The organism is Tardiphaga sp. 42S5 (assembly GCF_034044155.1).
In the GTDB taxonomy this organism is placed as follows: Bacteria; Pseudomonadota; Alphaproteobacteria; order Rhizobiales; family Xanthobacteraceae; genus Tardiphaga; species Tardiphaga robiniae.
In genome coordinates, this window is the sequence record NZ_CP139027.1 from 384,876 (window position 1) to 404,510 (window position 19,635).

Sequence of the window (19,635 nt, forward strand, 5' to 3'; positions counted from 1 at the left end):
GCCTCACTCCCCTTTGGCTTCGGATGACGCGGCGGACGCGTCTCTGACGAATGCGACGGCCGCAAACGCCGCGAACAGCGCGAGCATCACAGCAACATCCATGACAGGCGGCGTCTCGGTTGCGACCGCGAGCAGAAGGAGGATGGCGACTCCTCCCGTGCCCAGCAGTTGGACGGCCATCAGGCGGTCCACATCGGCCGATCGCCGAAGGATGGCGAACAGGCCCAGCGCCACCGTCAGCAGCACAAAGACCGAAGCACCCAACAGCAGGCTAGGCATCGGATCTTGCGCCTCCGAGCGCCCGCATGCACAGAGTTTCCTCCATCGACAATTGTTCGACGACGGGCTGCGTCACATCGAGGCAATGAACGGCCAGGCTGCCGTCAATCGAGGTCCCGCACGGAAGCGTGCCCGGCATCAGGCTCATGATCGCGCAAAACGTATTTCGCTTCCTGCCCGGCGGCTGCTGCGCCCGGTAGGTGACGAAGCCTGGCTGCAGCGGCAGTCGTGAGTGAAGCGCCCGCAGCGCAACGTCCGCTCCCGCGACAATCGACTGACGGAGGAAGTGCAGGACGAATCCGGCAAACTTGACCGGACGGAAGCCCCATTGTTCGGCAGGCAGCAGCTTGAGGCTTGCCCAAGTCGCTGCGGCAGCTGCAATCAGACCGGGGCCCACATCGCCGGGATCGCCGCGCGTCAGCGCCAGCCAGAAGCCGAAGAAACCGATAGCGCGGATCACGGCACTGCCGATGGCATCCGACCACCTCGCCGGACTCGCCTCGCCAATATTGCCGGCCTTGATCAAATTCATTGAAGCCACCCTAACGACTGCTGTCCGAGCTCCGCTTTGATTTCTGCTTGCTCTTCGTGTTGTAAACGGGTTGCTGCGGCTCCTCAACGACGATCGGGTGCTGCGGAATCTTCAGACGATCGATGCGCACATCGTCCCGCAAAGCATCCCGGTCCATCCGGTCGCCGCGCTCGACGGAGTCGCGTGGCTCCGCACTGGCGGCGAACGCCGTACAGATGAAGAGAATAGCGGTACCTGCCGCCACAATCGAATTCCGCATGATCCCCTCTTGTGTCCTGATCGCTAAAACGCGAAATCGAGCCGTGGGCCGATCAGCCAGTCTCTATAGTGACGCAGCGCCACGTTTGAGTTTCGTGCCTCGTAGATGACGTTCGTGGTGAGCGATACGTTGCTGGCGATGTTGTATTTCAGGCCGAGAGACGCCGAATAGATCTGGTCCTGCCGGTCGCGGTTCAAGCCGTCTGTAAACCAGAACGCTTCGATGAAAGGCGTGCTGACGATCGACCATTTCGAATTCAGCTCGACCTCGATGCCAAGCAGCGCATCGGCACGCCAGCGCCTGGCCTCGGCGAGATCGGAGAAACGATAAGTGAGCTGGAGGAGCGGCGAGAGCGTGACATTGTCGAAGCTGAAATCGCGCGCGATGGCACCGGTGACATCGTGGGAGGTGAAGGCGAGATCGCGAAAGACGCCATCGTAGTCATATCTGTTTTCGTAGGTTGCGCTTATCCTCCAGCCATACAGATTCTTCGTCAGCCGCGCGCCCAGACGCGCGATGGCGGCATTGCCGTCATGCTCTCTGGAAAATGCCTCAAACTGAGCACGTGCAAAAATACGGTAGGTCAGGTCCGGCGCAAGTTTGCCGTCCAGCCGCAGGCTGACATCAGGCTCATAGTAGAAATCCCCGCGCCGGTCATCGCGCGAAAACAGGGCATTGGCCGTGTAGGTGGGCGACAGGGATCCAACAACGCTCCATGTCGGGTTCATCGACGTGTATTCGACCTTTCTGAGCTCGGTCAGATCTATGTCGGCAGCGATTGCCCCGCTGGCATAAAGGAAGCTCGTTGCTGCCAGGACAATTCCGGATCCACGCATTGCACACTCCCCAGACAATTACTCTCCGTCGGTCGATGGCTCCGGCTTCGATGATGACAGTCCCACGATCTCGCTCCCCCGAGCGGAGAATGGCCGATTGCGTCAGTAATCCACGGCATCGCGGATGATCGGACAGGTCATACAGTGACCGCCACCACGGCCGCGACCGAGTTCCGCGCCGACGATCGTAATCACCTCGATGCCTTCCTTGCGAAGCAGCGTATTGGTGTAGGTGTTGCGATCGTAAGCATAGACGACACCCGGCGATGCGCAAACGAGATTTGCACCGCTGTCCCATTGAGTCCGCTCCCGCTGATAGTCACTGCCACCGGCTTCGACCACGCGCAGCTTCTTGAGGCCCAGTGCTTCCTCGACGACGCCGACAAATGACTTCTTCTCCGCATGCAGTTCGACGCCGCTCGGATGATCGCTCGGACGATAGGAATAGGTGCGGGTCTGGCTCATGAAATCCGGCGCGAGCAACACGCAGTCGCGGTCGGCGAATGTAAAAACAGTATCGAGATGCATGGCCGCACGGATCTTCGGCATGGCCGCAACGATCACGCGCTCCGCGGCCTTCTTTTTGAACAAGGTCGCGGCAAGTTGGCTGATGGCCTGACGGGAGGTGCGTTCGCTCATGCCGATCAGCACCACCCCCTTGCCGATGGGCATCACATCGCCCCCCTCCAGCGTGGCCAGGCCATGGTCCTCCGTCGGGTCGCCCCACCAGACATTGACGTTGCCGGCAAAATCGGGATGAAACTTGTAGATCGCTGTGGTGAGGATCGTTTCCTCATGCCGCGCAGGCCAGTACAGCGCGTTGAGGGTGACGCCGCCATAGATCCAGCAGGTCGTGTCGCGCGTGTAGAGTGTGTTCGGCAGCGGCGGGAGAAGGTATTCAGTCGCCCCCGCGGCCTCCTTCACCATCCTGAGTGCAGCGCCGCCATGGGCCTCGGGAAAGTCATGAGTCGACAGGCCACCGATCAGCGTTTCCGCGAGCTTTCGGTTATCCAGCCCGGACAAGTAGCTTTTGAGCTCGTCGATGAAGCCAAGGCCGACCTGGTTCGGCACCACCTGATTATCGAGGATCCAGGCCTTGCCCTCCGGAACTGCGAGGGTCTCGGCGAGCAGGTTATGCATCTCGACGACATCGACGCCGCGGTCCCGCATTTTGGTGACGAAATCGAAGTGGTCGCGCTTCGCATTATCGACCCAGAGCACATCGTCAAACAGCAACTGGTCGCAGTTGGACGGGGTCAAGCGTGTATGGGCAAGGCCCGGGGCACAGACCAGGACCTTGCGCAGCTGGCCGACTTCGGAGTGCACACCAAACGGGACTTTTTTTGCACTGGCCATCATGAACTCCCATCGATTTCCTAGATGCTGATGTAGCCGGTGGCGAGGCCGTGGATGCCGACAACGCATCCGACGACGGCGACGCCGAACAGAACCCATTCTGCGGGAGTGAAGAGCTGCTTGTTGAGCTCCCTCCGCGTGATGAAATACAGGATTGTGCCGGGCGCGTAGATGATGAAGCCGAGCAGCAGAAATTTCATACCGCCGGCGAACAGCAGGAAGATCGTATAGGCTGTCGCCAGAACAGCGATGATCGTGTCCTTGCGAAGATCGCTCGGATCAGTCTCGTAAGTCTCCTTGCGGTAGACCAGCATCAGCGCGAATGCCGCAGAGAGAAAGTACGGAATAAGCGACAGGTGACTGCACAGCGACAGAGCGAAGGTGAAGGCATCGTCGGAAAACAACGTGGCGAGGAGCACGATCTGAACGAGCAAACTGCTCATCAGCAGTGCCATTGACGGAACCTGGTTTGCGTTTTCGCGGGCCAGGAAAGCCGGCATGTCCTGCCGCTTGGCCGCAACCGACAGGACTTCGGCGGCCATCAGAGTCCAGGCAAGATAGGCGCCGAGCACCGAGACAATCACCCCGATGCCGATGAAAACGGCACCCCAATGACCAACGGCCGCTTCGAGTACGCCACCAACCGAGGGTTGACGCAGTTGCGCCAGTTCTTCGCGGGGGAGGATGCCATATGCAAGAATGGACACGGACGCGAACAAGGCCAACACGGCCAGAAATCCCGTCACGGTCGCAATACCGACGTCCTCGCGCCGCTGTGCGTAGCGGGAGTAGTTGCTGGCGCCTTCGATGCCAAGAAACACGAAGACCGTGACCAGCATCGTCGCCTTGATCTGCGCGAAAAGATTTCCGTAGTCCCCGCTTGCGCCGCCCCAGAGGTTGCCGACGAACACATCGGGCTTGAGGAAGAAGATCGCCAGGACGACGAACAACAGCAGTGGAATGACTTTAGCGATCGTCACGATCTTGTTGATCGCTGCCGCCTCCTTGACGCCGCGCAGCACAAGGAAATGGAACGCCCAGATGCCTACCGATGATATTGCGACGGCGGTGACCGTGTTACCCTGACCGAGCGCGGGGAACAGCGCGCCGAGCGTCGACTTGATCAGAATCCAGTAGGAGACGTTGCCGACGCAGGCGCTGGCCCAGTAGCCAAAGGCGGAGAAGAAGCCGACATAGGGCCCGAACCCCTCCCGCGCATAGGCGTAGACGCCCGCATCGAGATCCGGCTTGCGGTTGGCCAGGGTCTGAAACACAAATCCCAGCATCAGCATGCCGGCACCGGCGACGGCCCACGCGATCAGCGCTCCATAGATGCCCGTGGCCTGAGCAAAATTACGCGGTATCGAAAACACACCAGCGCCGACCATCCCGCCGACCACCATGGCCGTGAGCGTCCAAAGCGGCAATTTCTGGTCACCTGCACTGCTCATGGCCAAAGCACTCCCATGTGCAGAAGCGGTCGGCCTGCAGCAAATGGGACATGTAGGCGACCACCTGCGACCGGAGCCTGCAAGACGCATCGACGGGTTTGAGAAAAGTTCGGCCGCGAAAGACGCGCGCACCGATTGTGTTGCGCAGCCTCATAGGGCTGGCGCAGGAGCCACGCCGGTGCGCGCAAGGCGCGGGCAGATGTAAACAACATCAGGTCCTGCACCGGACGTCCCCTTCCAACATCAACTACTGGAAAGAAGAGCACATTCGGGATGCACCACGATATCGGGTGATGCCCTAGGTTGAAGACGGGGAGTTACCCTAAGTGCCGATGCGTCCGGCGTGAAACAGATACGATCTGACTATGCTTGCGCCGATCGGAGCGGCTCCGGCGCCCTCTCTCTTCCGCCGAACCATGCCACATACAATGTGGGCAGAAAGATTAGAGTGAGAACCGTCGCAACCAACAGCCCACCCATGATCGCAAAAGCCATCGGTCCCCAGAACACCGTTGGGGCGATCGGTATCATGCCGAGCACGGTCGATACGGCCGTCAGCATGATCGGGCGAAAACGAGAGCTTGAGGCATCCAGCGCGGCGTCCCACACGCTTTTCCCTTCATCGCGTTCGGCGTCGATCTGACCGATCAGGATCACCGCATTTTTTGTAATCATGCCGAGCAGCGCGAGAATGCCCAGAATCGCGACAAACCCGAGCGGACGGCCCGACAGCAGAAGCGCGGCGACCACGCCGATGAGCCCAAGGGGCGCCACGCTCAGGACGAGAAACAGCCGCTGAAAGCTCTGGAGCTGAATCATGAGGACCGTAAACATGATCAGCAGCATCACCGGCACAACGGCGATGACCGATGCCTGCGATTTCTGACTTTCTTCGACCGTTCCGCCAACAACGATCCTGTAGGATGCTGGAATGGTCTTCGACAACGCGGCAATGGCCGGCGTCAGCGAATTGACAACGGATTCCGGTATTGCACCGGCAGTGATATCCGTCTGCACCGTCAGGGTCGGGACACGGTCGCGCCGCCAGATCAGGGGATATTCCTGCTCGTATTCGAAGGTTGCAAACTGGCTGAGCGAAACCGTCTGCCCGCCTGGCAGCGGAACTTGCAAATTGCGCAAGTTGGGCAACGAGACGCGCTGGTCATCGACCGCGCGCGCAACGATATCGATCAAATAGATATCATCGCGAACCTGGGTGACCGTGGTGCCTGAGATGACCGTATTCAGCACGCCTGCCAGGGCTTGAGAACTCAGCCCCAGCAAACGCGCCTTGTCCTGATTGACCCGAATACGCACCTGCCTTGCAGGCTCGATCCAGTCGAAATTGACACCATTCGCCTGGGGATTGGCGGCGATGACCTGAGCAAGCTTGAACGCAATTTCGCGCACCATGCCTGCGTCAGGACCACTGACGCGATATTGGACGGGCCAGCCGACCGGCGGCCCAAGCTCAAGAGGCGAGACCCGTGTAATCGCATTGGGGAAATCATTCGCCAGAAGCGTCTCCAGCTTTGCGCGGATGCGTTCACGCGCTGCGACATCCTTTGCGACGACCACTGACTGGGTAAAGAAATCATTTGGCAGCTGAACATTGAGCGGAAGATAGAACCGGATAGCACCGCGGCCCACATAGGTGCTCCAGCGCGCAACATCCGGATCACCCTGCAGGGCAGCATCGAATCTCTGTGCCGCTGTCTGGCTGGCATAAATGGATGCGTTTTGCGGCAGACTGATATCGACGAGCAATTCCGGACGATCGGACGACGGGAAGAATTGCCGGGGGATGAACGGGAGAAGAAGAAACGAGCCGAAGAAAAGCACCAGCGAGAGCGCGATGGTCAGCCATCTCGCCCGCATGGCGAATATCAGAAAGCCGCGATACCACCTGAAAACTCTGCCGGGGGCATCCGTCTTGCGCTCCTTCGGCGGCTTGAGGATGACAACGCCCATCAGCGGAGCGAAGATCACGGCAACGAACCAGGAGACGATCAGCGCAATACTGACAACGGCAAAGAGGGAGAACGTGTATTCTCCCGCAGAACTCGCGGCAAAGCCGACAGGCACGAAGCCCGCGATGGTCACCAGTGTTCCCGCCAGCATGGCGAACGCGTAGGTGCGAAAGGCAAAGCTGGCAGCCTGAACCTTGTCGTCGCCTTCAGCCAGCCGGTTCAGGGTGGCATCCGTGGTGGTCATCGCATCATCGACGAGGAGCGCGAGCGCGATAATGAGCGCGCCGAGCGATATGCGCTGCATGTCGATTCCGGCAAGCTTCATGATCGGGAACACGATGGCGAGTGTCAGCGGTATGGACAGCGCAATGATCAGGCCCGGGCGCACGCCGAGGCTGATAAAACTCACCACGAGAATGATGGCAATTGCCTGCAGCAGTGACATCATGAATTCGGAGATGGCGCTCTCGACCGTGACAGCTTGGTCGGCGATGAGCTTCGGTTCGATGCCAATCGGAAGATCCGCCGTGATCGCAGCCATCGCCCGCTTGAGACTCTTGCCGAGCGCGAGAATGTCTCCGCCGTCACGCATCGAGATGGCCAGGCCGATGGCTGGTTCGCCATTAACGCGAAACAAGGGCTGCGGCGGATCGGAATAGCCGCGCGTAATCCGGGCGATGTCACTCAGGCGGATCATGCGCCCGCCAGCAACGAAGTTGATGTCAGCAACATCCTGCTCGGACTGAAATGCACCGGACACCCGAAGCGATAGTGTCTCGTCGCCCGTTTGAATCGTGCCAGCTGGCCTTATGATATTTTGCGTCTGGAGAGCGGACAGCAGTGCCGTGCGGTCGATGCCAAGGCTTGCCAGTTCCTTCATCGAGAATTCAACAAAGATCCGCTCGTCCTGAGCTCCCAGCAACTCGATCTTCGATACGTCGGGGACTAGAAGAAGCTTCGAGCGGACGTCTTCCACATAGTCGCGAAGCGCGCGGTGCGTGAAACCGTCGCTCGTGAAGCCATAGATAATTCCGAACGTATCGCCGAAATCATCGTTAAACCCGGGTCCGACCACCCCCGCCGGCAGCGTATGGCGGATGTCGCCAATGTTCTTGCGGACCTGATACCAGGTGTCGGAGACTTGTTTGGCGTTCGCGTTCCCCTGCAGGTTGACGAAGATTGTGGTGACGCCTGCCCGCGTGAAACTGCGCAGGAAGTCCAGATGCGGTGTTTCCTGCAGCTTGCGCTCGAGGCGCTCGGTGACCTGTTTGATGGTCTCCTCAACCGTTGCTCCGGGCCATGCCGCCTGAACGATCATCGTCTTGATGATGAATGACGGGTCCTCGCTGCGACCGAGGCGGAAGTAGGACAGGACACCGAAGATAACGGCAACAATCATGACATAAACCACCAGGGAACGGTGCTTAAGTGCCCATTCGGAGAGGTTGAAGCCGGTCATTGCTCTGACCCAAGAAGACGTATTTTCTGGCCGGGGTGCAGCGCCTGCACACCCGCGGTCACGACGACCTCCCCCGTGTCGAGTCCCTGAGACACCACGACCTGCGCCTGCTCGAAGCGCAAGACGTCCACGTTTCGGATCGAAACCGTGCGACTCGCGGGATCGACAATCCAGACTGCGGGCTGTTGATTGGCCCTCGTCAATGCCGATGCCGGGATCTCGATCATGGGGGCGGCATCCATTTCCATGCGCCCCACGACGGTCGCGCCAAGCCGCATGGCCGCCGGCGGATCCGTCAGGCCAACCTTGATTTCAAAGGTGCGCGTGACGGGATCGGCCTGGGCGCCGACCTCACGGACACGACCGTGAGCCGTCACCGCGGGATCGTCCGTCAGGCTGACGGTTATTTGCGGATCGCTCGGTGCCGATCGAAAAAATTGAGCAGGTACGTCAAAGACTGCGTCGCGGCCATCCTGACGCGCCAGCCTGAGAATCATTTGCCCGGCCTGGACAACTTCTCCGGCGCCAGGTCCGACAGCGGTTATGACGCCCGGTGCGTCCACTTTCAGCTCGGTAAAGCTCACCAGATCATGCGCCGTCTTGAGCTGCGCCTCGGCGGCATCGACCTGCGATTGAGCGGTTTGTTGCGCCTGCGTTGCCTGGTCGTAGTTGACGCGGGTGGTCCAGCCCTGTGCAAGCAGCGTCTGCTGACGATCGAAATGGTTGCGTGCCTGGGTCAGCTGCCCCTGCGCGGCCGCGACTGCCGCCTGGGCCTGGCGCAACGTGTTCAACTCATTCTGGGATTCAAGCCGCGCGATGACCTGACCGGGCTGAACCCGATCTCCGGTTTTCCCGTTGTTTTCGATCAGTCGGCCCGAGATGCGAAATGCCAGCGCCACCTCGTCTTCCGCTTCGATACGGCCGGTGAATGAAAGCGGCGCGCCCGCAATGCTCTTCGCAACAGTGACCGTACGCACGGGCCGCACGACAGGAGCGGCTTCATCAGACTCTCTGCCGCACGCCGTCAGCAGAAACGCCGGCACAATTGTTAGAATAATTATAATCGTCCGATATCGTGTAACTCGACATAGGTAGGCATGACGCGCATACGCAGGCATGAAGAAACCCTCGCTGAGCAAAATTGCACACCAGATTCGCGACCATCTTGCAAAAGCAGGTAGCTGGCTTCTGCCTGCGTGATCGCTTGCCCGCCAATTCTTCTATGACTCGAAATATTCTGGAGTTGCGGATATCTACCCGGTATCGGGGAAACTACTGATCGTACCAACGATTCTCTGACGCGCTGCTGGACGCTCTCAAGCCGTAGCGGGATTCATGCGCCCTGTTGAAGACGATAAGGTTCCTTGTGCAAAGCAAACGCGGCAATTAACTGAAATTACTTCTATCGTTACTTCGTGTGTTTTCAGACTGAGTATAGTCAGTCGCACATCGGACGATCGGCGACATCTTACTTGACGCCGATTCAATCAAGGGTATTTAGTAAGGATAACTTCGCGCAAGAGAACGATGGCATTTAACCTTAGTGGTTACTCGCCACTCGATCCAAGATGCATCGGACTACATGATGGCCCACAAGGCTCACGTAGACGACTCGTGTCGAATTCACGTTCGGGCAAAGGTCGTGGCTCACGACACTTTCGACGGCACTGCTAGTGTGCGAACAAAATCAAAACTTGGAAAATCAAGCCTTGGTATCCAGCTTTTGGCGCTGCAAGAGGATATGCAGCAGCGGATTGCATCGGACCTCCACGATTCGACTTGCCAGCATCTGCTGGCCGCGAGTTTGAATATGATGCGAATGAGGTGCGCCGTCGCTGGCATCGGCAGCGCCATAAACATTTGTGATGAGATCGACGCGTCGATCGGTGAGGCCCTTAGGGAAATCAGGGCTTTCACCTACCTCCTGCATCCCCAGAATTTGCTCGACGGCGGATTGAAGTCGGCGATCGAGGAGTTTGTGGTGGGGCTTTCATCGCGAACATCGCTGGAAACGCGTCTCAAGATCGATGCTGCGGTCGATGCATTGCCTAACGAAACGCAGCGCTCATTGCTGAGAGTTGTCCAGGAAGCGCTCGCGAACGTCTTCAGGCACGCGAAAGCGACGCAGGTGAATATCTCGATCAAGGCCACAGACACCAACGTCACGCTGCGGATTAGCGATAACGGCTGCGGAATGCCGATTTCTCAGGCAAGAGATCGCCATAAAGCAGTGCCGCTTGGTGTTGGAATTCCGGCCATGAGAGCGAGACTGGATCAGATGGGAGGCATATTTGAGATCCACTCGTCATCCACAGCGGCATGCAGCGGGACCACAGTGTACGCGACTATTCCACGAGCCATCTCGCGCAAAGGAAACAAGCCAGTGGATATCCACCAGAGCGCCCGAGGATCGGCGAAGATCCGACCGTCGCATGGCTAAAGGTCAGCTAACGGATGCAGCAATTTGACGCTCAGCGAGGGCAATGAACTCCAAGGGCTGGATCTTCTCGATGAAAGTATTTTTCGCCTGTAAGGAAATGACATCGGAGTACTGAGGACCATGAAGCAGATTATGATAGCCGATGATCATGACGCGGTGCGAGCCGGAATCCGTGCAGTTCTGGAACGACGTCCAGGATGGGAGGTTGTTGCAGAGGCCCGCGATGGCAAAGAGGCAGTCGCTTGCGCCATCGAGAAGCAGCCGGATGTCGCTATCGTTGATTACTCGATGCCATTCATGACCGGCCTCGAAGTTGCGAGGCGGATGAAGGAGTACAAACTTCCAACAGAGGTGCTTATATTCACGATGCACGACTCGATCGCGCTCGAGCTACAAGCATCTCAAGTTGGCGTTCGCGCATTCCTGCGAAAATCCGATGCCAACAAAATGCTCCTGGCGGCCGTTGAATCACTAATGCATCACAGATCGTTTCATGCCGGCGAGACTTGCGGCACAATGGTCGGATCGGCTGACGGAAATATTGGCACAAGCCGATCGCTATCGCCGCGCGAGAAGACAATCGTTAAACTGGTTGCCGAGGGTTACAGCAACAAGCGTGTAAGCGAGACCTTGAGTTTGAGTATCAAGACGACCGAGACCCACCGAGCTGCGGCGATGCGCAAGCTTAACGTAAAATCGACTGCAGGTCTGGTTCGGTACGCCGTACGAAACAATCTAGTAGAAGCGTGATTGCGCAAACATGGTCGACGGCCTTCACGGATTTGGCAGCCGTGACGCATATCATTTCGAGGCGGTCGTTCTAGCGAGCTGCTTTCGTCAATTGGGATATGGCCAGTGGTTCCAACGAATGGGAACGGCACTGTGAAGCAGATCTTGATTGCAGACGATCATGAAGTCGTGCGATCCGGATTGCGCGCGATCGTCGAAAGCCGTGCAGACTGGGCCGTGAGCGGAGAAGCGAGCGATGGCAGGGCTGCGGTCGCCATGATCAGGGAGTTGAAGCCCGATATAGCAATTGTCGACTATTCCATGCCCGTCCTGAATGGTCTGGAGGTGAGCCGTCAGATCAAGTTGCATTACCCCCGGACGGAGGTGCTCATCCTGACAATGCATGAAAGCAATGAAATCCTCACCGAATCCCTCCTGGCAGGGGTACGAGGCTTCTTGTTAAAGTCAGATGCGCGACATCATCTCATTGCAGCGATCGACGCATTACTCAATCACCGGCCTTACTTCACCGGTGTGGTCGTGGAAAAATTGCTTCACGACTACCTGGCCAGCAAGAAGGACAAATCGAAAGTCCTGCTGTCGTTACGCGAGCAAAACGTCGTTCAGCTGATCGCCGAAGGACACACCAACAAGTCCGTCGGCACGGTACTGAATCTCAGCGTGAAAACTGTCGAAGCCCACCGCGCATCCGCCATGCGCAAGCTTGGAGTTTCCTCCACTGCCGAATTGGTCCGGTATGCAATTCGCATGAAACTGATTGGACCCTAGCTGCCATAGGAAATGTGGGGGACCATGCCTGAGCCGAGAGTGGATCAAGCCATCCTAGCCAAGGACGTTCGAAGTCGGGATCTTCCGACGGAAAGCGCTAACGCCAGCCGGCGGCTGACCCTCGGGGGAGCACTCGTTATTCTGGGTGTTGCCAGCGGCATCTTCCTCGCCTGGCGCGCATCGTCCAGCCTTCTCATCATATTTGCGGCGATCCTGCTTGCATCACTTCTCGATGCCTGCGCTCGGTCGCTTGGTCGATACATTCCGATCGGGCGCGCGTGGCGGCTAACCATCGTGATCGTCATCCTGACAGCAGTGATCGTGCTGGGCACAATATGGGGGATTGGAAAAATCCCCGAGCAGGCCCGGATCCTGATGCGCGTCATGGACGCCCAACTGGATATCCTGCAACAACGCCTGCTGGCTTTTGGCGTGGATCTGTTCGGCCCGGACGGAGGGCGCGACTTCTCCCGCTGGTTTCCCGATCACGACAAGCTCTTTGGCCACGCGCAATCGGCCGTCGGGACCGCCTCGAGCTTTCTTGCCAATACGCTCGTCATCATATTTCTCGGCCTTCTCTTTTCGCTCGATCCGCAGGCCTATCGCGACGGCGTCGTATTGCTGGTCAAACCCTCCTCGCGTGAGCGCATGCGCTCTGTTCTGGATGAAATGGGCGCCGTGCTGCGCTCATGGCTCATGGGACAACTGATCCGGATCGTCCTGATGACCGCCTGCGTGTGGCTGGCGCTTTATTTGCTCGGGCTTCCAAGCGCCTTTCTGCTCGGCCTGCAGGCCGGTCTGTCGAACTTCGTGCCTTATCTCGGCCCGATATTGGCCAGTATCCCCGTGGGATTGGTCGCAATGCCGCTTGGTCCCTCGATGGTGATCTGGGCCATCGGGATCTACACCGTTATTCAATCCATCGAGGGCTATGTGATCGGCCCGCTCATTCAGCGGCGCGCGGTGGAGCTGCCCCCCGCATGGACGCTGGTCGCCATTGTCCTGCTCGGCTCTCTGTTCGGCGTCCTGGGAATTGCGCTTGCGATGCCCCTATTCGCGATCGGGCGCGTCGCCGTTCTTCGACTCTATGTGGAGGACTGCCTGGGAGATAACCTGAACGACGGTCCTGACCTTAGGTAAAGGCGGGAAACTCCGACTAGATGGAAATATTGCCCATCGCAAGATTGTAGAGGCCAGCGGCCGCTGCCACGAGGATCGCTCCGAACAGGATTCCTTCGGCAGATGCAAAGACCGTCGCTTTCTGCTCCCGCCGCGCGATCACGAACAGGATCGTGACCGGCGCATAGAGAAGCGCCGAAAGCAGCAGGAAGGTGGGACCGCCTGCGTAAATCATCACAGCCGCGTAAATCGTGGCAAGCGCACCGCGCACCCAGTCGATAGCGCGGCTACGCGGCTCTATCTGATATGTTTCCCCGGTCCATGCGAGTTTAAGTCCGTATGCAGCGACAAACAGATAGGGAATGAGCGTCATTGAACTCGTCATCTTCAATGCCAGCGTGAAGGCATATTCAGCAAAATAGGTGACGAGCAGGAACAGCTGAATAAGGCAGTTGGTAAGCCACAGCGCGCCTGCGGGTACCTTGTTGACGTTCTCGCGCGTGAGGAAGCGCGGCATCGTGCCGCTGACGGCTGCGGAATGGAGAACCTCGGCGGCGAGCAATGACCAGGACAGATAATTTCCAAGCACGGAGATCAGCAGGCCGATGCTGATGAATATCTTGCCCCAGGATCCAACGATCGCTTCCAATACGCCTGCCATCGAGGGCGTCGCGAGCGCGCCCAGCTCCGGGCGTAGCAGAATTCCATAGGACAGCATGGTGACCAGGACAAGCAAAGCGAGCACACCAAGAAAACCCAGAACCGTCGCGATCCCGACATCGTTGCGGTCCTTTGCGTAGCGCGAGTAGACGCTTGCTCCTTCGATCCCCACGAACACGAATACGGTGACGAGCATCGTGTTGCGAACCTGGCTCGACACACTGGCAAAGCTCGGCTCCTCACCGCCCCAGAAATTGAGCGCGAAGACGTCGGCCTTGAACGCAAAAGCAGCAACGACGATGAACAGGAGTATCGGTATCATCTTCGCGAATGTCGCAATCGTATTGAGCGCAGCAGCTTCCTTGATACCCCGAAGGATGAGGATGTGAACGCTCCAGAGCAGCAGCGACGCGGCCACGATCGCAACGGGTGTGGTGCCGTCGCCAAACACCGGAAAGAACTGTCCCAGTGTCGCTTTGATCAGCACAAGACACGCAACATCGGCAAGGCAGCATCCGATCCAGTAACCGGCCGCAGATGCAAAGCCGGCATAGTCGCCGAACCCGGCTTCAGCATAGGCGAAAATGCCAGTATCGAGATCGGGCCGACGCCGGGACAGCGTCTGAAAGACAAAAGCGAGCATCAGCATTCCGGTGCCGGCGATGCACCAGGCAATCAGGGCGCCGAGACCGCCCGTGGCGCGACCGAATGCCGATGGTAATGCAAAGATCCCGGAGCCGACCATCGAGCCGACCACGAGCGCAATCAACGCGCCGCGCGAGAGCTTCTGATCGGATGAACTGGATGATGTTCCCATTTTTCTATTGAACCTGACGCGCGAAGATGATCGGTCGAATGAAGAAGGACCGGTATTGGCGCAGCAATAGGAGGGCACCGTTTCCGGGTCCCTCCGAGATCGTTCCGGCTATCCGTTCGCACCTTCTGCAATCGGCGACACGGTGTCGTCCTCATCGAGCAGAACAGTCGCCCTGGAAAGCCGGTCAAAGAGTTTTCTGCGAGCTGCAACGGGTGGCCAGGCGTAAAGAAAGATTTCCGAAGGCTTCCAGATCGCGACCCAGCCCAGAATAAGAAAGCTCTCTGACAGAACCCTTGAAAACGGTCCCTCCGTCATTCGCTGGGCGAAGACCCAGCCGAGCAAGAGGCAAATGAAAAGGATCGCCATTCCGACGACGAGTGACAGCCGGCCGGTCTTGAATAACTCGCTCAGTTCACGTGAGACGGCCTGGCTTCGAAGGCCAAAGTAGTATCTGACGGCGGCAGCGATATCAGACACATGCGTTTTCCGGAGTTCGTCAGGCGGCAGATAGATGACGATTTCAATTGGGACACGGTCGGAAAACTCCAGCGCGCGGTCAACGATGTAGTCCTCAGCCTGTAGCGCGAGATCGGTCTCGCGAAACGGAGACGGATCGAGCGTATCGAAGAGCTGCGATACCTTGCGAAGCTTCATTTCTATTCGCCCGACCTCTGTACTTTCGGCCGAATCGTTTCTCATAAGCCTTTCTCGATCGTCTTCGAGCAACGAAGCGTGCCGGCGCGACCGTCGCAGGGAACGTCCGACGAGCCAAGAAATCCCAGCAGATCATTGACGCTGCCACCAATACAATCAGGTGTTTCCCCTAGGGCGAGATGCAGGATCCAGATTAGGGAACGCCGATTGCGCCGCGTTTGTTGCGTCCAGCGACGCCTCACCCAAGCGGGAAACGAATTGGCACCTGCGAGCTCATCGGGAAATCCCCTAAGTCCACTAAGGTAATCATCCGATATCGCAGCGGCCTTGCAGAAGCTTAGGCTAGCTTTTTGAAGGAGGCCGCGCCGTTTCGGAATTCGCGACAGCGGACAGAATTACGACTGGATCGTCGATGAGTGAACTGGATCTGCCACCGAGTCGACATACTGAAGACCTTCACTTCAGAACGAGAAGCATCGTCCTCAGGCAGCTACCCTTTCTTGCCATTCTCGCGCTCGCAATCGCGGGCGTCGCCTATACGAATTTTTCAGGCAAACCGCTCATTGGCTATTGGGAGTTCCTTGCCCTCGCAATTGGCGTTGTATGCGTCGTAACCGAATGGACCGAGCTCGATGACAGGCAGGCCCGGGTTCGACTGGTATGGACGCAAGCGCTTCACTGGATCGCGGTTCTTGTTACGATGAACATCATGCTGCTGGCGGGCGTTCAACAGCTCCTTCCTGCGCCTGCGACAAGTCTCGTACTTCTGATGTTGCTGGCGCTCGGCACCTTTCTCGCCGGGCTGAACCTTATGTCCCTGCAAATGGGATTTCTCGGCCTCTCGATGGCTCTGGCAGTTCCCGCCATCTCCTGGATCAAGCAATCGGCACTCTTTCTGATTCTGGTTGTGGTCTTCGTGATCGGCCTTGTCATGGCTTTTTGGTCGCTCCGGACGGATACGCGTCGACCTGCGCGAACGGCGTCTTCACGGCCTGCTTCGCCAGGCGATCCGGTTGCCGATCACGAAGACACATCGGACGAAGATACATCGGACATCGAAGCAGCTCGCCGGCGCCTTGGGTTAAGCGACGATTAGCAGATCTGACAAACCAGGCAGCTGCGTTAGGCCGCATGGAGATGCGCAGCTTTCTCATTTAAGAGTTTCCGTTCGGAGCGATCCTCAACAGGAGATATCATGAAGCGCTTTATTGCTGCGGCAGGTTCAGGGGTGATTTTCTTGTGCGCTGCGTTCTCCGCGACTGCAGACCCTCGCGATTCCGTCGAACGTGGTCAAAGACTGGATTCTGAAGCAATTCGGGACGATGTCCGCACCAACCGCCTGAAGACACCAGCGTCACCGCTCAACGTCGAACAACCGCGGCAAACTCAAGGACAGACACTGCACCGCAGAGGGCGACCACGCTTGCACGCCATGCCGCGACCTCCGAGCGAGCGACAATTGCGACTGCGCCGGCAACAAAAATCAGTTGAATGACAGGATTTAAATTAGCGGTTTCCACCGCCGACCGATCACCATCCGGCATCGCGTGATGTCGTTGGCTTGGCTCCACGGAACTATGAAGATAGCTGGCACCACCACTAGCGTAACGTCATCGTCGCTATTCCCGCGGCAAGGCTCACGCCGATCTGGCGCTCTAGCGACAGTGGTTGGAGCATCACAGTCCTGCGAGATCCCCCAATCAGAACATTCGCGCCCAGACCCGGGCCAAACGCCACGCTGCCACTCGCGCCGACGTAATTTCCACGGAGCGTACCCCGGCCGACCTGTGAGTTTCGGGCGAAGACCCGCCAGACCAGCGCGCTCGACGGAGTCACCCCGAGATCCAGGCCGATACGGCGCACCGTTCCCTCATAGATGTACTGCCGTGACGCATTTCGTACCCTGAACACGCATCGCAGCGTCTGACGTGAACCGATAATCAATCCAATCCGGGGGTTGCTCATACATGTCAGCGTTCCTGCCCTGAATGCGGCAGAGGAAGCCGGCACCGATGAAACGCAAAGCAAAAGGGATACACCGAAAAGTCCAAGCAGGGCCTTCTTGATCATGGGAGCCTCCACTTTCTGCGGAGAATATGGCAGTGGCTATTCAGCGCCGCAAGATCGCCACGTCAGGCACAACTCGCAAGCTGACTCGATTTCGATTCGAATAGTTACGATGCGATGCCGCTCGACGCGGTTCTTCTGGTCGATACATTTCCGCAGACGATTGCGAGTAGCCGCATTACCCGATCGATGGCCTTGCGGTCATATCCTCCGCCGCATCCGCAGGGTCACTCGCGCCCGCCAGCACGTCGATCCGCTCCGGCTCAAGCAAGCAAAGCTGCTCATCCGTCCCTGCCGCAAGCCTGTGAATATAGAAGTGCGTACTCGTCGCATCAGCAGCGGCCATGATCGGTGACGGCGCCGAAATGACCTTCAACGCGCCAAAGGTGCCGATCCAGTCGATATGGCGATGTCCGTGCATGACGACGGCCCGATCGGCAAACGCCTCCAACCGACGTACAAACCAGCTGCCGTTGATCACGGCCGTTCCGATGCGTTCCGCGAACGCGGTCACTGGCATCGGATACTCCATCAGGTGATGATGCAATGCGATTATCCAGCGCGCTTTCGGGAACTGAGCGATAAAAGCCTCCAGCCGGCGAGTCTGCTCGATCGAGACGAGGCCAAGTGCATTGGTGAAGGAGAAATGTGTTTCAGCATTGGAATTGAGCAGCGCTATGCCGAGTCCATTCTCCTCCAGAGGCGGAACCACCATCGGATACAAGTCATCGAAGACCCCACGCAACCGGGCTGCGCGCTGCAGGCCACCGAGGTCCGCGAAGTCGGCCATCTGACGGCGATACGGCGCCAACGCGTCGTTAAGTGTCGTTGTATGACCTTTCGCGTCTTTCACAACAAAAGCACGATCGCCCTGAATGGCAGCGATGGCCGAAAGCGTGCGGACCTGTCGCAACCGTTTGCCCGGACTGAACGGGAGATCCAGTCGCGCCGGATTCGCCCGGTCCACGATGTTGATGTCGTGATTTCCGGGCAGCACGAAGGTGCGCGCCACGAGATCCGGATAGTGCGACAGGACGTCCAGAAACTCCGCCCATTCGGTCGCCCGTCCGGCATCGGTCATGTCGCCGCTGATCAGTACATGGTCGAGCGGATCAACGGCGTGAATGGCGGCCAGCCGCGCCAGTACTTGCTCAAGACGCTCATTCCCCTGCGGCCCGGCGCGCCCGCTTTCAATGCGGAAACCGTATCGTTCGCCGACCACATGGAGATCCGACAAATGAGCCACGCGCCAGATCCTGGCATGCGCCGGCGCTGCATCGAACGCGACAATATCCACCGGCTGCGCCATACGGGCATCGGCCAGGCCCCAGACAAGCGATGCGCCGGCAAGGTAACCGCATATCAAGACTGCGGCATTTGCCAGCGTCGGAATGATCAAACGATGGGGAACACCAAGATCTTCCAGGCTTCCTGTCCAGCGCGAGGCTGGCCACGCCCACATCGCGACCGCCACAGCGCAGATGGAGATGACGATTCCTGCCGCGGCCGAATTCACCGCGCGGAGCCGCGCCCTTCCATGCACGGTCAGATGTCTTCCCAGCACCTTCTCCGTCAGATGCTGTAGCCCTTCACGGCCGAAGACATATCCCGGCTGGATGGCAAGCGCGTTAAGAGACCAGAAATTGATCTCGGCGAACCGAAACAGAGGCTTCCAGCCGATCCACCCCAGCGCGACAATCCCGATTGCCACCAGCAGCGCGCCGATCTCCGTCAATACGAGAACCTTGTCCGACAGAGTTGAGAGCCAGGCAGAAGCAACCAATGCCGCGAGACCCAACGACACCGCCGGCAGTAACAACGATACTGTCCAGGCAAACAGGAGCTTCGGCAGACTGACTTCAACAAGCAGGCTCCCGGCCATCGAGAGCAGAGTTCGCTGTTCAGGGCTGGCGGCATCGTCCTCGATATCGCCCCGGCGCGGGTCGATTGTTTCTGCGTTCCGCTCCTTCGTTGGCTCGTCGTCTCCCGCATCCCCTCTCTTCATGGCATCGCCTCTTGTGAACAGGCACAATCCTGTCACGAGAGTAACGCTATCATATCTTCGACGACATCCGCACGCGTCAGGGTTTGACCCGATGCAACATCACCGCTCGCATGGTGTAATTACCGAAGCATGGCGAGAGATGAGCGCGGCAAATAGAGACAGGTCACTGAAAATATCACTCAATTTCTCGAACATGTTGCGGCATGCAGATCT

17 protein-coding genes are annotated in these 19,635 nt (G+C 58.4%); 5 read left to right on the forward strand and 12 right to left on the reverse strand.

The features are described from left to right. Positions 1-3: 3 nt before the first annotated feature. From SFY93_RS01790 to SFY93_RS01825, 8 genes are all read right to left on the reverse strand, one after another. Entirely contained in the window at positions 4-279 is a 276-nt protein-coding gene (locus SFY93_RS01790) for an MrpF/PhaF family protein (RefSeq protein ID WP_320445849.1), read from the reverse strand. After that, positions 272-811: a Na+/H+ antiporter subunit E gene (locus SFY93_RS01795; RefSeq protein WP_320445850.1), complete on the reverse strand. Its 540-nt coding sequence runs from the start codon at positions 809-811 to the stop codon at positions 272-274. Before SFY93_RS01795 ends, SFY93_RS01790 begins: the two co-directional genes overlap by 8 nt. 10 nt (positions 812-821) lie before the next feature. Beyond that, positions 822-1,055, reverse strand: coding sequence for a hypothetical protein (locus SFY93_RS01800; protein WP_320445851.1), 234 nt, complete (start codon positions 1,053-1,055; stop codon positions 822-824). A gap of 38 nt (positions 1,056-1,093) precedes the next feature. After that, complete coding sequence (locus SFY93_RS01805) at positions 1,094-1,906, reverse strand: outer membrane beta-barrel protein (RefSeq protein ID WP_320445852.1); 813 nt, start codon at positions 1,904-1,906, stop codon at positions 1,094-1,096. 102 nt (positions 1,907-2,008) lie between these two features. Then, the gene (gene arcA, locus SFY93_RS01810; RefSeq protein WP_320445853.1) at positions 2,009-3,262 is read right to left on the reverse strand and encodes an arginine deiminase; all 1,254 of its coding nucleotides are present in this window, start codon (positions 3,260-3,262) and stop codon (positions 2,009-2,011) included. A gap of 20 nt (positions 3,263-3,282) precedes the next feature. Beyond that, complete coding sequence (locus SFY93_RS01815) at positions 3,283-4,713, reverse strand: basic amino acid/polyamine antiporter (protein WP_320445854.1); 1,431 nt, start codon at positions 4,711-4,713, stop codon at positions 3,283-3,285. A 363-nt stretch (positions 4,714-5,076) separates the two neighbouring features. Then, a complete protein-coding gene (locus SFY93_RS01820) occupies positions 5,077-8,142 on the reverse strand; it encodes an efflux RND transporter permease subunit (RefSeq protein WP_320445855.1) in 3,066 nt (1,021 codons plus the stop codon). Next, entirely contained in the window at positions 8,139-9,260 is a 1,122-nt protein-coding gene (locus SFY93_RS01825; protein WP_320445856.1) for an efflux RND transporter periplasmic adaptor subunit, read from the reverse strand. Before SFY93_RS01825 ends, SFY93_RS01820 begins: the two co-directional genes overlap by 4 nt. A gap of 524 nt (positions 9,261-9,784) precedes the next feature. Here SFY93_RS01825 and SFY93_RS01830 point away from each other — a divergent pair. The 4 genes from SFY93_RS01830 to SFY93_RS01845 all read left to right on the forward strand — a co-directional run bounded on the left by SFY93_RS01830 (position 9,785) and on the right by SFY93_RS01845 (position 13,240). Next, positions 9,785-10,582 (forward strand): sensor histidine kinase, encoded by a 798-nt coding sequence (locus SFY93_RS01830; RefSeq protein ID WP_320445857.1) that lies wholly within the window; start codon positions 9,785-9,787, stop codon positions 10,580-10,582. A gap of 120 nt (positions 10,583-10,702) precedes the next feature. Then, on the forward strand, positions 10,703-11,332 hold the full coding sequence (locus SFY93_RS01835; RefSeq protein WP_320445858.1) for a response regulator: 630 nt from the start codon (positions 10,703-10,705) through the stop codon (positions 11,330-11,332). Positions 11,333-11,464: 132 nt separating this feature from the next. Further along, entirely contained in the window at positions 11,465-12,100 is a 636-nt protein-coding gene (locus SFY93_RS01840; RefSeq protein WP_093757590.1) for a response regulator transcription factor, read from the forward strand. Between the two features lie 39 nt (positions 12,101-12,139). Continuing rightward, on the forward strand, positions 12,140-13,240 hold the full coding sequence (locus SFY93_RS01845; protein ID WP_320445859.1) for an AI-2E family transporter: 1,101 nt from the start codon (positions 12,140-12,142) through the stop codon (positions 13,238-13,240). 16 nt (positions 13,241-13,256) lie between these two features. Here the strand turns inward: SFY93_RS01845 and SFY93_RS01850 are convergent, their stop codons facing one another. After that, complete coding sequence (locus tag SFY93_RS01850; RefSeq protein WP_320445860.1) at positions 13,257-14,696, reverse strand: basic amino acid/polyamine antiporter; 1,440 nt, start codon at positions 14,694-14,696, stop codon at positions 13,257-13,259. A gap of 108 nt (positions 14,697-14,804) precedes the next feature. Then, on the reverse strand, positions 14,805-15,350 hold the full coding sequence (locus tag SFY93_RS01855) for a hypothetical protein (protein ID WP_320445861.1): 546 nt from the start codon (positions 15,348-15,350) through the stop codon (positions 14,805-14,807). Between the two features lie 412 nt (positions 15,351-15,762). On the opposite strand from SFY93_RS01855, the gene SFY93_RS01860 reads away from it, so the two are divergent. Further along, on the forward strand, positions 15,763-16,446 hold the full coding sequence (locus tag SFY93_RS01860) for a hypothetical protein (protein WP_320445862.1): 684 nt from the start codon (positions 15,763-15,765) through the stop codon (positions 16,444-16,446). 503 nt (positions 16,447-16,949) lie between these two features. Here the strand turns inward: SFY93_RS01860 and SFY93_RS01865 are convergent. Continuing rightward, complete coding sequence (locus SFY93_RS01865; protein WP_320445863.1) at positions 16,950-17,420, reverse strand: DUF992 domain-containing protein; 471 nt, start codon at positions 17,418-17,420, stop codon at positions 16,950-16,952. Between the two features lie 175 nt (positions 17,421-17,595). Continuing rightward, entirely contained in the window at positions 17,596-19,422 is a 1,827-nt protein-coding gene (locus SFY93_RS01870; RefSeq protein WP_320445864.1) for a metallophosphoesterase, read from the reverse strand. Positions 19,423-19,635 lie beyond the last annotated feature (213 nt).